Annotated in this window: 12 protein-coding genes; 4 read left to right on the top strand and 8 right to left on the bottom strand. The window is 60.0% G+C overall.

Going from position 1 to position 13,765, the window contains the following annotated elements:
• Nucleotides 1-270 precede the first annotated feature (270 nt).
• Nucleotides 271-1,797 carry a hypothetical protein gene (locus N3C12_14555; protein MCX8073648.1) on the bottom strand — a complete coding sequence of 509 codons (1,527 nt, stop codon included), beginning with the start codon at nucleotides 1,795-1,797 and terminating at the stop codon, nucleotides 271-273.
• On the opposite strand from N3C12_14555, the gene N3C12_14550 reads away from it, so the two are divergent.
• Nucleotides 1,786-2,586 (top strand): enoyl-CoA hydratase/isomerase family protein, encoded by an 801-nt coding sequence (locus tag N3C12_14550; protein MCX8073647.1) that lies wholly within the window; start codon nucleotides 1,786-1,788, stop codon nucleotides 2,584-2,586. The genes N3C12_14555 and N3C12_14550 overlap by 12 nt on opposite strands.
• Before the next feature lie 21 nt (nucleotides 2,587-2,607).
• Nucleotides 2,608-3,402, top strand: a complete 795-nt coding sequence (locus N3C12_14545; protein ID MCX8073646.1) for an SDR family oxidoreductase — start codon at nucleotides 2,608-2,610, stop codon at nucleotides 3,400-3,402.
• 340 nt (nucleotides 3,403-3,742) lie between these two features.
• Here the strand turns inward: N3C12_14545 and N3C12_14540 are convergent, their stop codons facing one another.
• Both N3C12_14540 and N3C12_14535 read right to left on the bottom strand, forming a co-directional pair.
• Entirely contained in the window at nucleotides 3,743-4,435 is a 693-nt protein-coding gene (locus N3C12_14540) for a TetR/AcrR family transcriptional regulator (protein ID MCX8073645.1), read from the bottom strand.
• A gap of 126 nt (nucleotides 4,436-4,561) precedes the next feature.
• Nucleotides 4,562-5,599 (bottom strand): glycosyltransferase, encoded by a 1,038-nt coding sequence (locus N3C12_14535; protein MCX8073644.1) that lies wholly within the window; start codon nucleotides 5,597-5,599, stop codon nucleotides 4,562-4,564.
• A gap of 131 nt (nucleotides 5,600-5,730) precedes the next feature.
• On the opposite strand from N3C12_14535, the gene N3C12_14530 reads away from it, so the two are divergent.
• Nucleotides 5,731-6,645, top strand: a complete 915-nt coding sequence (locus N3C12_14530; protein ID MCX8073643.1) for an aldo/keto reductase — start codon at nucleotides 5,731-5,733, stop codon at nucleotides 6,643-6,645.
• A gap of 29 nt (nucleotides 6,646-6,674) precedes the next feature.
• Here N3C12_14530 and waaF read toward each other — a convergent pair whose 3' ends face one another.
• From waaF to thrC, 5 genes are read right to left on the bottom strand one after another with little or no spacing between them, the layout of a single operon-like run.
• Nucleotides 6,675-7,697 carry a lipopolysaccharide heptosyltransferase II gene (gene waaF, locus N3C12_14525; GenBank protein ID MCX8073642.1) on the bottom strand — a complete coding sequence of 341 codons (1,023 nt, stop codon included), beginning with the start codon at nucleotides 7,695-7,697 and terminating at the stop codon, nucleotides 6,675-6,677.
• A gap of 20 nt (nucleotides 7,698-7,717) precedes the next feature.
• Complete coding sequence (locus N3C12_14520; protein MCX8073641.1) at nucleotides 7,718-8,671, bottom strand: D-2-hydroxyacid dehydrogenase; 954 nt, start codon at nucleotides 8,669-8,671, stop codon at nucleotides 7,718-7,720.
• 55 nt (nucleotides 8,672-8,726) lie between these two features.
• The gene (locus N3C12_14515) at nucleotides 8,727-9,608 is read right to left on the bottom strand and encodes an endonuclease/exonuclease/phosphatase family protein (protein ID MCX8073640.1); all 882 of its coding nucleotides are present in this window, start codon (nucleotides 9,606-9,608) and stop codon (nucleotides 8,727-8,729) included.
• Complete coding sequence (locus N3C12_14510) at nucleotides 9,605-10,795, bottom strand: aminotransferase class I/II-fold pyridoxal phosphate-dependent enzyme (GenBank protein ID MCX8073639.1); 1,191 nt, start codon at nucleotides 10,793-10,795, stop codon at nucleotides 9,605-9,607. Before N3C12_14510 ends, N3C12_14515 begins: the two co-directional genes overlap by 4 nt.
• Nucleotides 10,796-12,145: a threonine synthase gene (gene thrC / locus N3C12_14505; GenBank protein ID MCX8073638.1), complete on the bottom strand. Its 1,350-nt coding sequence runs from the start codon at nucleotides 12,143-12,145 to the stop codon at nucleotides 10,796-10,798. It abuts the gene before it with no gap.
• Nucleotides 12,146-13,425: 1,280 nt separating this feature from the next.
• On the opposite strand from thrC, the gene N3C12_14500 reads away from it, so the two are divergent.
• Nucleotides 13,426-13,731, top strand: a complete 306-nt coding sequence (locus tag N3C12_14500) for a hypothetical protein (protein ID MCX8073637.1) — start codon at nucleotides 13,426-13,428, stop codon at nucleotides 13,729-13,731.
• Nucleotides 13,732-13,765 lie beyond the last annotated feature (34 nt).

The raw sequence follows: 13,765 nt of genomic DNA, 5'->3' as shown, positions 1-13,765 counted from the left end.
GGCGCAGACCGACTGGTGCAGCCAGCCGCTGGCGATGAAGGCGCTGGTGGTCCAGACGGCCAAGGACCGTGCCAAGCGGCGGGTGGTGATCCGCACCACGGCCTTCGACGGCACCCTGCCACGACCGAAGAAAAAATCCAGCATGCTGCGCCTGACCTGCTACCCGTGATCGGCCGAGGATCTAAGCGAAGCGATGACTGAGAGAGGAAGGTATTTTTCGGTTTCCTCTCTCAGCGCCAAAAGGGCCGGGCTCCTGGTCCTGGGGTGAACTTAAGGGCTGGCCTCTGGAAGCCATTCAGGCAGGCTCTCGTTTGGGTTGCCCTGCCAGCGGTAGTGCAAGCGCAACGTTTCGTTTGCCGTGGTTAGGTTGCAGTACTCCGTTGCTGCTCTGCACAACTCAGCGCTCAGGCGGGGACTGGTTGCGAGTGTGAAATTGGCCGCGACTTCCGGCACACCCGTCTCCGCTGTAATTGTCCCGCTCCCTGCGATGTCGAAATGGAAGCCGTGTAGGTTCAGAGAGGCAATTGTCAGGCGCGCCCTCTCGAATTGAAGCGAAGCTTCGGCACGCTCGATGACGGTCTCGGCGAGCAGTAACTCGCTCGGGAAAGTTTGGCGGAGCGCTTGCGGCAAAAGCCGCTCCTTGTCGCCGCTGAGGCCGTGGTAAGCGGTCGACAGGAGCCCGTAAAGCAGATTCACGCCACTCCAATGAAGACGCCGGGCACTGAGGTGCGCCTCGACAGTCCAGTGTGAGGGATCCAGAAAACGCCCACAAGGCGGAGGTACCGCCCGTAGCGTACCCGCGAGTTCCCCTTGCAAGGTTCCGCGCAAATCAGCCCACAGGGCATCGATGAGGGGACCGATCTGAATCTTCCGCCACTCCATCGCGAGGCTGCGCGGCTGGTCTTCGTTCCAGCCAATCGTTCCCGATAAGTTCACTGGTGCTCCATTGAGCCGCAAGTGAACTTCCCGCAAGGAAACGCCTCCCTCGGCGATTTCTATTCGCGAATTCGGAACTTCGAGGAGTAGGCCGGGAAAGACTCGCCAGCTTCCGGCTAGCTCGATCTTCGTCGCACCAGCGGCGAAAGCGAGCGCAAGATTCGCACGCGCCGGGGAGCCAGCGCCGCCAACGCGCCCGCCCCAGACAAGCCGCAAAGCGTTCTCCGCCTTAGGCTCCAAGCTACCTCGCAGATCACGAACGACCGGCTGCCGACCTCCGGAATTTTCCCCTGCGTCGAAGTCGATCGTGCCTTCGTCGATCTCCAAAGCCAGTTGGCGACCTACCAGTGAAGCTGAGGCGAGTTCCTGAAAAAGAGGAAGAGCCAGGGTCGGAAAGGCCGTTTGCTCCTTTCCCGCGACTGCGTGAACAACCAGGGTTGGCTGGTGAATGCGGGCACGAAAGCAAAAGGTGCCGATCTCCCAACTGCATTCTTCATCGAGTGTGAGTACCGCTTCGGGCACGCTCCAGCGGAGCTCGAAGGAACCGCCGCTTACAAGTGCGCTGGACCGAAGGTTCCAGAGGCGGATCCGCGGCCAAATCCAGGACGCTGGGTGACAGCTTACAGAGGTCCCACCGGAGGTAAGTGGTAGGGCACTGAACTTCTCGCAGAAGATCTGTCCAGTCAGTCGGACCCCTGAAAGCCAAATGCCAAGTAGGAGCAGGGGGAGCGCCAGCCAAAGCAAAAGAGCGGTACCCTTGCGCATAATGCGTGGATGGGGCTTGATGTTGTCGAAGCTGTGCTCGATGCGCAAGGACAGCGTTTGATCACGATGGTCAGAGGAGCGGCGATGTACGAGCATCTGAAGGTGATTCGTTCGGAGGAAGGGATCGTTACGATTGCGCTGAATCGTCCGGAGACTCGCAATTCGATGACACCTGCGATGGGTGAGGAGCTGGCTCGGGTGGTCGGCGAGCTGCGAGAAGACCGTTCTGTGCGTGTAGTTGTGCTGCGTGGTGAGGGTAAGGCTTTCAGCTCAGGGGGAGACCTTGGAATGCTTGCGCGCGATACCGGCCTACTGAGCGGGACAGAAGGCCCGACAATGGCAGGTTCTCCGCGCGAGTTTTATGACCGTTATCTTTCCATCGTTCGCCTGCCGATGCCGACGATTGCTGCGATCAACGGGCACGCCGTTGGTGCCGGTGCATGCCTCGCACTCGCATGTGATCTACGGATTGCCTCGCGCGCAGCAAAGATTGGCTTTACGTTCACGCGGTTGGGTATTCACCCAGGCATGGGGGCAACCTACTTTTTGCCGCGGCTTGTCGGCACATCGCGAGCTTGTGATTTGCTTTTTTCGGGCCGGATTGTGGACGCGGAGGAGGCTTACCGCCTCGGGCTTGTCGACAGGATTGCTACGCCGGAAGACTTCGAAACGCAGGTGGCAGCGTGGGCAAAGGAAATGGCAAGCGCCGGGCCACTAGCAGTGCGGCTCACAAAACGGGCGATATACCGAGGAATCCGCCACACATTGGAGGAGATGCTCGACTTCGAATCGCTGCAGCAGAGTTGGACATTTACCAGTGAGGACGCTCGCGAGGGTGTGCAGGCGATGTTGGAGAAGCGCGAGCCGCGGTTCCACGGGCGGTAATTCAGGGCGAAGGAGATGGTCATGGCGGCAAAACCAGCGTCGAAACGACAGAAGGCGTTAGTGACGGGGGCATCGGCAGGAATTGGTGCCGCGTTTGCAGCGCGGCTTGCGCGCGACAGCTTCGACCTGATTCTCGTCGCTCGAGACCAAAAGCGGCTGGAAGCCCGGGCCAAGGAGCTCAAACAGGAGCACGGGGTCGAGGTGGACGTGCTGCCAGCCGATCTGACCAAGCCAGCGCAGTGTGCGCAAGTGGAAAAAGCCGCTCGGGGATTGGATTTGTTGGTCAACAACGCCGGCTTCGGAACATTTGGTTCGTTCTGGAAGCTCGATATCGAGCGCGAGGAAGAAGAGATCCGGCTAAATGTCGTGGCACTCGTACGTCTGACGCATGCGGCCTTGCCGAGCATGGTGGAACGCGGGCAAGGAGCAATTATTAACGTTTCTTCGCTGGCCTCTTTTCAGCCGATGCCCTTTAACGCAACGTACGGGGCGACCAAAGCCTATGTGACAAGTTTTACCGAGGCACTCGCGGAAGAACTTCGCGGAACCGGCGTTAAAGTACAGGCACTGTGCCCGGGCTTTACACGCACAGAGTTTCAGCAACGGGCGGGCTTACACGTTTCGCGCTTGCCAGCCTTTCTCTGGATGAGCCCAGAAGAAGTGGTGGATGCATCGCTCGCAGCGTTGCGGCAGGGGCAAGTGGTGGTCGTGCCGGGCGCGCCATACAAGGCGATGGCACTGCTTACCGGAATCACGCCGCGCTTGCTCACCCGGCGGATTGCTGGGGTGGTTGGCCGCACACAATTCGCTCGCTGACAAGTACGAATCCTCGCGAGGCAGAGCGCAACAGCGAACCGTCGTCGGGGGTGTATCTCGTCAGGAAAAGGTCAAGTGCGCGGGTTCAACGTGCAGGTCCAATGGGAAGCGGCAGATCAAGATAAAGCTGCGGGGACGAGGGCTACGGTCTCGTCCCCGCTTGAACAGGTGCCCGACCCCCCTCGCACATTGGGGGCAGGGGTGGGAGGGGTGCGAGCGCGTCAGCACTCGCGCGGTCGGGCAGCTCGTCGCCGCTGGCGATCAACCGGGAAGGCGACTCCCCGGGTTCGCACAGCGGATATAGTGCATCCTGTCAGAAAGTTGCGGACCGTTGCTCGAGTCATGCCCGCCTCCTCTGGGCCACGTACGGGGGCCGTACCCCGAGATAAGCCCGGAAAGCACGGGCCAGTTCTTGGCGCAGAGTTTTCTCTGTGAAGCTATTCCATTCGTCCGCCACAACGAGGAAGTGGTTGAGTGTACCGAACATCATTCGCAGCACAAATCGCGCCCCGAGCGTCGGATCTGGGTGGTCAATATCCTTGCGCCGTTCTGTCAAGAGGGCGGACATCTTCTCCGCGAGAAACTCGAAGAGCTCGCGATTCCGCTTGTTCGTGGTGGGATCAGTGATCGCGCGCACGATGAATGCCCGAAACAAGCCGCGCCGCTCATTATAGATCCCAATAAGAAAGTCCACCAAAGCTTGGAACACGCTCAACGTGGGAACTCCTTGCCACCGAGCAGGATCCAAAACCGAGCTCGCTGTCTCCTTGGCTTCGGCACAAAATCTCTCGTGTAACGCGTGGAGGAGCGCGCCTTTAGTGGGGAATCGACGGTAAAAGCCGCCAACAGAAGTGCCCGCCACACGGGCAATTTCGACCACAGAGGTGTCGTCGAACCCACGGCGCGAAATCAATCCTTCAGCAGCTTCCAAGATGCGCCCGAGCTGCTCCCGCGTTCGCCCCTGACGGGGAGGACGGACCCAACGGAGGAACGCTTCTTCTTCGAGCGCTGTAGGCGACAATCTCGCTGGCATGGCTTTTCAACCGAAGTGTGGCTTCCGCTTCTACTCCGTCCCTCGGTCGAAAGCAAGAGCAGATGCAAAAAAGAGTTCGGCCCTTCCTCGACGGCTGAACGGGGCCGATCCCCATAGGCTCTCGGCTCAAGCGGTAAACCACCAGTCGCGGCCTTCCTGTCGTGAACTGCGCTGCAGAAATTTGCGGATCTGGGCGCGAGCAGCGGTGTTGGCCACACTGACGAGCAGCGGGAGATCGGCCAAGCTCGGAAGTGCCTCGGGCGACACGACGGGTGCGCCGGCTACGATGACGCCAAGCCTTCTCGGGTGGACGTCGATTACGGCACGTGGCCGTTTGCCCTCGCTCCACAGCGCTCGGCACAGTCGACGACCTGTACGGCCGTAGCCCCAAAGCACGTATTCGTCGTTACCGCTTAAGGGACCGCGGGCAAGGTAATGGGCCTTGCACCGCGTAAACTCCTCCAGACTATAGCGGGCGCTGTTCAGGCTGGTCTTTAAAGAGTGCATCCGCCAGAAGTGCAGTCGTTCGGGCAGGCAAGCAATACGGCCTCCACTTTCGAGGATACGCAAGATAAGGTCGTAGTCTTCCGGCCAAGTCGTTTCTCGATAGGGAAATCGCTGGAGAGTCGAGCAACTCCACATCAGGGTCGGGTGGACGACCGGACATTCGATGAAGCGCTCACGCCATATGGCCTCAGATGTGACCAAAGTGTCGAGCCAGGCCAGGTAACGCTGAAAACCAGTTCCAACGGCATACACGGGGAAGGCGCGAACCCGGCAGGCTACGCCGAGGATGTGGGGCTCACGAGCGAACACTCCCGCTTGCTCTGCGAGGCGGCGCGGGTGCATGACGTCGTCGGCATCCATGCGGGCGATCAAGTTGCCGCGGCAGTGAGTAAGCCCGAACTGCAAGGCCTCCACGATGCCGGTTCCCGGGGACGGGAACCAGCGAAACCGGCAATCCATGCGAGCGAAGTGCGCGAGAATTGCCGGAGTCTCGTCGGTCGAGTTGTCGTCGATACAGACGCACTCCCAAGCAACCCCCTGCTGCTTCCGAACGCTTTGCAGTGCCGCGGCGAGAGTGCGGGCGCCGTTACGCACCGGCAAGAGCACCGAGACCAAGGGTGCAGAGGCGGTTGCAATTGGAAACGAGGTAGTGGCCATTGCCGTGGGTAAGTCTTCGTCGCTTGTGCAAACCGTGAGGCCACTTGATATGCAATAGGCTGACCGAGTCGGTAGGTGCCGGGAGCGTTAGGCCCGCCGGCATTTGGCCCTTGCATTCCGGGGAAGGTTCGATGGACCCGCTCACCATTTGCGCAGAGCCGCGAGCTTTAGGATCGTCTTCGTTGAGGGTGTTTCCCATTGGCTATGGTTGCTGGCGGTTGGCAGGAAGCGGAGTTCCGGAGGCTCGGCGCAAGATCGAGGCTGCGCTGGAGGTGGGAATTCAGCTCTTCGACCATGCGGACGTTTACGGCGGCGGACAAGCTGAGGAGTTGTTCGGCAGAGTGTTGGAAGAAGCGCCCGCACTCCGGCCGCGAATGGTGATTGCAACCAAGGCGGGTGTAGTGCCAGGCGTGCCTTACAATGCGACCCGGGAACACCTTATACGTGCCGCGGAAGCCTCGCTCCGCCGTTTGCGGTGCGAGGTGATCGATCTCTTTTTCGTGCATCGACCGGATTTGCTTGCGCATCCAGAAGAGACGGCTCGAGCTCTGGAAGACCTTCGAGCAAGTGGAAAAATTCGTGAGGCTGGGGTGTCGAATTACTCGCCTGCGCAATCCGCAGTCCTGCAGCACTTTCTTTCCTTCCGCTTGCTTGCACACCAACGTGAGTGGAGCTGCATTTGGCCATTGGTTGTCCACGATGGGACGATCGAGCAGTGCTACACGGGCCAAATGGGTTTGATTGCGTGGAGCCCACTTGCCGGAGGCAAGCTGCTGTTAAGCCGGGAGCGCGCAGAGAAAGAGAAAATCGCTAACGTACTCGTGCCGGTGATAGAAACTCTCGACGATTTAGCGAAGCGTCACGGAGTGGGGCGCGCTGCGGTTGCGCTCGCCTTTCTCCTCGCGCACCCGGTAGGGGCAATTCCTATCGTAGGGACGCAGAAGATCGAGCGGATCCGGGCTGTGCAAGAAGCGTTTCGCGTGCGGTTGGAGAGGAGTGATTGGTATGCGCTCTTCCAAGCGGGCACAGGGAAAAGACTTCCCTGAGGCAACTGCGTTTCCGCACGGGGCCCTGTTCATTCCGCCAGTCGTTGCCATGTGGCAACAACCTTGTCTGGCGTGATACGCCGCAGGCACTCGTAGTGACCGAACCGGCAGGTGCGCGCAAGGCAAGGGCTACAGCCGGGCGGATCGTACAGCACCGCACAGCGTGTTCCGATTGGGGCGGTGCGGACGGGGTCGGTGGAACCGAAAATGGCAACCGTGGGGACTCCGAGGAACGCAGCCAAGTGAGAGGCGCCAGAATCGTTGCCGACGAAGCCGCGGCTTTGGGTCAGTAGGCGCATGAGTTCGAGCAGCGAAGTTTTTCCGGCGAGTACGGTGCAACCGTTGGCGGCCGTAGCGGCGACCTCGTCGCAAAGAACCCTCTCACTCTGGGTTCCGATCAACGCGACGTGGAGACCTTCCATGACGAAGAGCGTCGCGAGATTGCTCCAGTGTTCCCTGGGCCACTGTTTAGCCGGCCCGTAGGCTGCGCCGGGTGCAAGAACCACGTACGGCTTATTGAGAGGCTCCCGCTCCCCCTCACGCCGAGGCAGGAACGTGGGCGGCGGGTCGACGCGCGGGGCACAACCGACCGCAAGGCTCACAAACTCCAGGTAGCTGAGCGTTTGGTGGCGGTCCGGGCGCTTCAGGTCGGCAGGGACCGCATGGGTAAGCATCCAACTTCGTGCCTGTGCCGGCACACCAATGCGGATCGGGATCCGCGCGAGGTAGAACCAAAGGGCGGATTCAAAGCTTCGGGGTAGAAGAATGCCGGCATCCCAACCTTGATTGCGGAGCTGGCGGATGAGACGCCAGCGGGAAGAAATCGATCGCCGGCCCTGAGTTGAACCGTCAGGGATCACGCTGTCGATCCATGGCGTGGCGGAGAAAAAGTCCGCGAGCTCAGCACGCACCAACACGCCCAGATGCGCGCTTGGGTAGCGCTGACGCAAAGCCCACATCGCAGGAAGGGTCATCACAACATCGCCGAGCCAATTCACGGCCTTTACGAGAATGCGGTTGTGAGAGGACAGGTCGACGGGAAGGGACCTCATCGCTGGACGATCGATTTAAGTCAGGAGACCACGTTGATGGGGTGTCCGCTAAGGAACGCCTGAATGTTTGCCGCTGTGATCTGCATGAGTCGGCGGCGCGCCGGTAGGCTCGCCCAAGCCAAGTGCGATGTGATAATGCAGTTGGGTGCGCGTAGTAAAGGGTTGTCGGGTCGAATCGGCTCTTCGCTCACGACGTCGACGGCTGCTCCGGCAAGGCGTCCATCACAAAGGGCGCGAGCGAGAGCTTCTTCGTCGACCAGTTTTCCGCGAGCCGTATTGATGAGGAATGCGCTTGGCTTCATCGAGGCAATCAAGGGTTCATTGACAAATCGCTCGTTTTGCGGCGTGAGCGGGCAGTGGAGACTGACCACGTCCGCTAGCCGGAACAAGTCCTGTAGCGTCACCCAACTCACCTGTGCCGGGAGGTCCGCTGGCCGGCGAGGACCGTAAGCAACCACGGACATTCCAAAGCTCTCCGCAATCTGCGCCACACGGCGTCCAATGCGTCCGAACCCAACGATGCCGAGAACTAAGCCAGCAAGCTCAAAGGGTGCCTGAAGCCAAAAGCTAAAGTCGGGGCACGCCGACCAGCAACCGGCGTGCACTGCTTGATCGTGCAGCCCTACACGATGGCAGAGCTCGAGCAGCAATGCGAAGGTATGTTGAGCTACTGCCTCGGTGCTGTACTCGGGTACGTTGCTGACCACAATGCCACGCTCCCGTGCCGCAGAGACATCCACCACGTCGTAACCCGTGGCGAGCACACTGATGAAACGGAGGTCGGGCAATTTATCGAGGGTGCTCGCTGTCAGCCTGGTCTTATTCGTGAGGACGATTTCCGCGCCACGCGCACGTTGGACGACCAGTTCTGCTGGAGTGCGGTCGTAGACGATGAGTTTTCCCAACTCGGCAACTGGATCCCACGGATTGTCTCCTGGGTTTAGGGTAAAGCCGTCGAGAACCACAATGCGCATCGTTTAACCGTGTACGTTAGGCAACCGCGCGTTTCTGCTCCATCCACCGCTCAACTCATTTCTGGCGATTGGCCACCGACGCGCCCAAGGTTCCCTGCTGCGGGATAGGGCGCGCAGACCCGCACGCCTCGCGTGGCTGTTGGAGGAGTGTGATCAAGGTGTACAGGCCGTGATGATCGGAGATCCGCCCATTGGCACTGCTCGCGGAGAGTAACTGGACGCTGGTTCGAGCGATCAGCGGTGCGGCAGACTGGTGCACGAGGATATAATCAATCCACTCGCTGGGTTTCCCCGCAATGGTTGTGGCGGTTCTCGCCAACCGGAGAGATTCCGTCAGATCCATCCACTCGGTGAGGTTCCGTGCGAAATTCTGCTCCGTTGGCCGCGTATTGAGGTCTCCAGCGATGACTACAATTGTGGTTTCGCGAGCAAGCTGGCGTCCTGAGGCGGTCAAGTGCTTGAGTTGCGCGTCGCGAACGACCGTGTACCGGCGCCTCCCGTATTGAGCCTGAAGGTGAGTTTGCATAAGGCCGACACACAAGCCTTCTGATTCTAAAATCAGACGACGGGTGCCTTTGCCGGCAAAACCGTCTCCCTCCCACAGGCGCCACCACGGCCCGCGGTGGCGAAAGGGTTCAAAGTGGTCGCGGATCCTTGCCCATGGGGAGCCGGAAAAACGAAACGCAACCATTCCTCCGGGGGGAAGCAAACCGTTGCTCCGCGGCGGTGACAGCGGCTCGAATGTAGGCCAGAGGGCTTGGCTTAGCACTCGCCAGCGAGGCCAAGTCCAGACTTCGCAAAACAGGAGCACGTCCGGCGTCCGAGGCAACTCGGACACGCTTTGTGCCACCGCTGCGCAGCGCTGCTTCCACCGCCGGGTGAACGGCAGGCCGTGCAGGTTCCAGTGAAGAAGGCTGAGCCGCTGGAGGCCGGTCACGCCTGATCGAGAGCTTGGGCGAGATCGGCAATGAGGTCGTCGGCGTCCTCGATTCCTACGGAGTAACGAATAAGGTTATCGCGGATGCCCATTTGTAGCCGCTCCTCAGTGGTCAATTCGTAGAAGCTCATCAGGGCAGGTTGCTCGATGAGACTTTCCACGCCTCCTAGAGATGGCGCAATGCGCGGAATTTTGCACGCGTCGACCACGCGGGAGGCCGTCGCTAAGTCGCCGCGCACTTCGAAGGAGACCACACCGCCAAAGCCTTTCATTTGTCGGCGTGCGACCTCGTGTTCCGGGTGTGTCGGCAGCCCTGGGTAGTGCACCCGTTCGACTTTTGGGTGGCGGGCCAGAAACTCCGCGATCCGGGTTGCGTTTGCGTTTTGCCGCTCGACGCGAAGAGCCAAAGTTTTTAGGCCGCGGATCAACAGGTAGGCAGCGAACGGATCGACGACAGCTCCAGTGATGCCTTGCAAATCGCGAATTCCGGAAATCAAATCCGCCGACCCACACACCACCCCGGCGAGCAGGTCGTTGTGTCCACCCAAGTATTTTGTTGCTGAATGGATCACCACGTCGATTCCAAAGTCGAGCGGGCGCTGGTTAATGGGTGTGGCAAACGTGGAGTCGATGATGGTCTTCACGCGATGCCGCCGGCCAATGTCCGCCACCTTCTCTAAATCCAGCACTCGATTGTAGGGGTTTGTCGGCGATTCGCTGAAGATCAGCCGCGTAGTTTGCCGCACCGCTTCTTCCATGCGCTCGTAGTCTCCAGCGGGTACAGTCGAGACCTCGACTCCGTAGCGGCGGAGCACCTGGTGCAAGAACTGGCGTGTACGGCGATAGGCGTCGTCTGTCACAACGACGTGAGCACCTTTGGCAAGCATGGCAAAGAGAGTTGTCGTGATGGCGGCCATGCCGCTGGAAAACAACAGTCCGTCTTCCGCACCCTCCAGTGCCGCGATCTTCTTCTCGGCTACGCGTTGCGTGGGGTTACCGTAACGGCCGTATTCCTCCCGTTGAATCCGGCCCTCAAAGTGATCGGCGATTTCCGCTGAGTTTGCGAAAGTGTATGTGGCAGTCTGGACGATCGGTTCCGTAATGGCGTGGGCAAGCTTGGTACGGCTTTCGCCCGCGTGCACAGCGCGGGTGCTTGGCCCGCCACCGTTTCGCTGCGGTTCTTCCATTTAGGCCTCCATGAGTCGGACTTTGTCGGCAAATCTCCGGATCGCGTCGACGACTTTGCGAACGTCCGGCGGTAGCTCGAGCGGGTGGTTCGCGTATTTGGGCTGGATGCCCGGAATCTGCCCCTGGTGATAGGCCGTTTTTTGTTCGGAGAACTTGAGCCCATGTGCAGTCGAGATCACCACCACGCGTTGGTTTGAGCGAATGATCTTGCGCTCTACGAGTTTGCGAAAAACCGCCAGGGCCACTCCAGTGTGGGGGCAGTTGAACATTCCTGTCCGGTCCGCCAGCGCCGCTTCATCGGCAAGTTCCGCTTCGGTTGCTTGTTCCACAACGCCATCGAACTGCTGCAGCACCTTGATGGCGCGTTTGTAACTGACAGGGTTCCCGATCTGGATCGCGCTGGCCAAGGTCTTTTTGGCTTGCACAGGCTTAAACGAGCGGAAGTTATCTAGGTAGGAAAGGTACAGTGGGTTGGCATTGGCGGCTTGCGCTACGGCGATGCGAGGCAGCTTTTGGATCAAGCCGAGCTCCTTCATCATCAAAAAGCCTTTGCCCAAGGCGCTAACGTTACCGAGGTTACCCCCGGGGATCACGATCCAATCCGGAACCTCCCAGTCGAATTGCTGCACCAGTTCAATGGCCACGGTCTTTTGCCCTTCGAGGCGCAAGCTGTTCATTGAGTTGGCGAGGTAGACAGTTTTTTCTTTGGTGATCTCTTGCACGAGGGCCATGCAACCATCGAAGTCAGTGTCCAGGCTGACTACCAGAGCACCGTTGGCGATCGGTTGGACCAACTGCGCTGGCGACACCTTGTTCCGGGGCAGAAGCACGACCGCGGGAATACCCGCTGCGGCACAGTAATTGGCCAACGCGGCGGAGGTATCACCGGTCGAGGCACAAGCAATGGCCGCAATGTTTTGCCCTTCGGCAATCATTTGCTTGACGACGGAGACGAGCACGGTCATGCCCAGGTCTTTGAAGGATCCAGTGTGTGAATTCCCGCACTGTTTGACCCACAGGTCCTCCACGCCGAGCATTTTCCCGTAGCGTTCGGCCCAAAGGAGGTTCGTGCCGCCCTCGTATGTCGACACGATGTTCTCGTTGGCAATAAACGGCACGACCCACTCTTTCTTTCCCCACACCCCGGAGCCGTAGGGAAAGTCATTGCGGCGGTAGCGCTCGTCGAACAGTTTCATCCAGGCGGCTGCGGAGCGGCGCCGCAGGGCCTCCATGTCGTGTTGCACGTCGAGCAAATCCCCGCACGTGGGACAGCGGTAGATAATCTCGAACAAACTAAATCGTTGCGGACAGCCGTTAATACATTCGAACCAAGCACTGTATTCGCTCATCTCTGGGCTTGCTCCCTTGCCGCGGTCTGGCGGTGTTCCGGCGCGTTATTTCAAAGCCTAGTACGGCAAGGGTGTTGCGAAACAGTGGAATCGTGTCAACATCGGTTGTCCGGTCGTACGGCTGCTTTGCGGCACCCCCCTGGGTGCGCTGGGAGAAACTGGGGGAGGTGTGCGGAGGTGGTGGGTAGGTTCGGAGTTTACACCCGTGAGTCTCGGTGGGGATGTGCTCGGCATTCCGCACGTGTCGCGCCATCTTCTTGGCGGAACTTTGCAGAATGCCCGGGGGATCTTCTTTTTTACATTCCACGGGGGCTGTTCTCTTGTTCCCGTTTGACTTTTCTCCACGCGCACCTTACGTAAGCCGTTCCGTTCGACCGAGGATTCTTGAGTTGACTAACGCGTGCGCACGGGGAAAGAAGGCACGAGCGAGGGAAACCGGTGTGAAAACAACGATAGCGGCACTGCTAGCAGGACTGGGTTTGTGGTGGGCGGCGACGGGTGTTGCGCAAGTCAGCAGCGACTTGGCGTGCAGTGGCGGTCCGCGGGACGGTCAAGCGTGTACTTCGGATGACGATTGCTTCGTTTCCTGCCCGAGCTCTTTTGGGGCTTGCGTGGTCATCCAAGGGGTTTGCGATGGGGGTGAGTTTGATGGGTTTCCCTGCGACTGCCCTGGTGGAACTTGTGTCGGGACCGGTACCGAGGGAACTTGCCAAGGTGGTGCTTTCGCGGGCGATCCGTGCCGTACGGCCGCTGGAGAGGGCACCTGCGGTACTGGCAGCGCGTGCGTGGGTACCCAGAGGGTTTGCACCTCAGGTGATTTTCGTGGTTTCGGTTGCTTGCGCGCGGCCCATTGCCCAGGAGGTTCTTGTGCCTCGACCGGCCGATTTTGCGATGGAGGAGACTTTGCCGACTTTTCTTGCGCGGTCTCGGCGGATTGCAGTCTGCCCACGCCGGGTGCTAGCCTAGGGGTTTGTCGCACGCCTGACTTTGGGTGCGCAGCTCTCACTCCCACGCCGACCGTGACGCGAGCCTTCACACCAACCCGGACGGCGACGGTCGTAGTTACCACCCGTACGCCGACGGTCGTAGTTACCACCCGTACGCCGACTCCGCGTACGCCAAGTCCTAGGGTGTCGCCGACGACTGCACCCACAGTAACGCGAACTCCGACGATTGGCGGCAGCGGCACTCCATCGCCCTCCGTGGCCACGGCAACGCCTGTAAGTCCAGGTCCAAATACCGCGGTTGTTGCAGAGCCGGCTGCCAAGGGTTCTGATCGAGTGGTGGTGCTCCAACCGGAAACGGTACCCCTGACCGGAAAGATTACCCGCATTGGAGAAGTGCGAACGTGCACAAGTTTCATCCGGCGTGCGGGCAGTGCTGAACTGGCCATCAATCCCCCGTTGCCCATGGACGTGGCGCCGGGAACACCGCTCACCATCGGTCCATGCGGCGTGCAACAAGAATTCGTTCAAGAAAGCTGCGCGGTAACTCGAAGGGAAGGAGCTGCCGAAACCTTCCCTGCGCCCGGATTGCTGCTCGTGTTCCTGTGGGTGGCACGATTGTGTCGGAAACCAGCTCGGTAACGCTTCTTTCCGAGAGGGTGTGGGCGCCTTTGTT

This window comes from Candidatus Binatia bacterium, from assembly GCA_026415395.1.
GTDB lineage: Bacteria > Desulfobacterota > Binatia > HRBIN30 > HRBIN30 > HRBIN30.
This window is presented reverse-complemented; position numbering and strand designations above follow the sequence as displayed.

What these genes read in the sequence shown, in the direction of transcription:
- N3C12_14550 (MCX8073647.1), top strand. Translation starts at nt 1,786, where the DNA reads ATGTACGAGCATCTGAAGGTGATTCGTTCGGAGGAAGGGATCGTTACG.
- N3C12_14555 (MCX8073648.1), bottom strand. Translation starts at nt 1,797, where the DNA reads ATGCTCGTACATCGCCGCTCCTCTGACCATCGTGATCAAACGCTGTCC.
- N3C12_14545 (MCX8073646.1), top strand. Translation starts at nt 2,608, where the DNA reads ATGGCGGCAAAACCAGCGTCGAAACGACAGAAGGCGTTAGTGACGGGG.
- N3C12_14540 (MCX8073645.1), bottom strand. Translation starts at nt 4,435, where the DNA reads ATGCCAGCGAGATTGTCGCCTACAGCGCTCGAAGAAGAAGCGTTCCTC.
- N3C12_14535 (MCX8073644.1), bottom strand. Translation starts at nt 5,599, where the DNA reads ATGGCCACTACCTCGTTTCCAATTGCAACCGCCTCTGCACCCTTGGTC.
- N3C12_14530 (MCX8073643.1), top strand. Translation starts at nt 5,731, where the DNA reads ATGGACCCGCTCACCATTTGCGCAGAGCCGCGAGCTTTAGGATCGTCT.
- waaF (MCX8073642.1), bottom strand. Translation starts at nt 7,697, where the DNA reads ATGAGGTCCCTTCCCGTCGACCTGTCCTCTCACAACCGCATTCTCGTA.
- N3C12_14520 (MCX8073641.1), bottom strand. Translation starts at nt 8,671, where the DNA reads ATGCGCATTGTGGTTCTCGACGGCTTTACCCTAAACCCAGGAGACAAT.
- N3C12_14510 (MCX8073639.1), bottom strand. Translation starts at nt 10,795, where the DNA reads ATGGAAGAACCGCAGCGAAACGGTGGCGGGCCAAGCACCCGCGCTGTG.
- thrC (MCX8073638.1), bottom strand. Translation starts at nt 12,145, where the DNA reads ATGAGCGAATACAGTGCTTGGTTCGAATGTATTAACGGCTGTCCGCAA.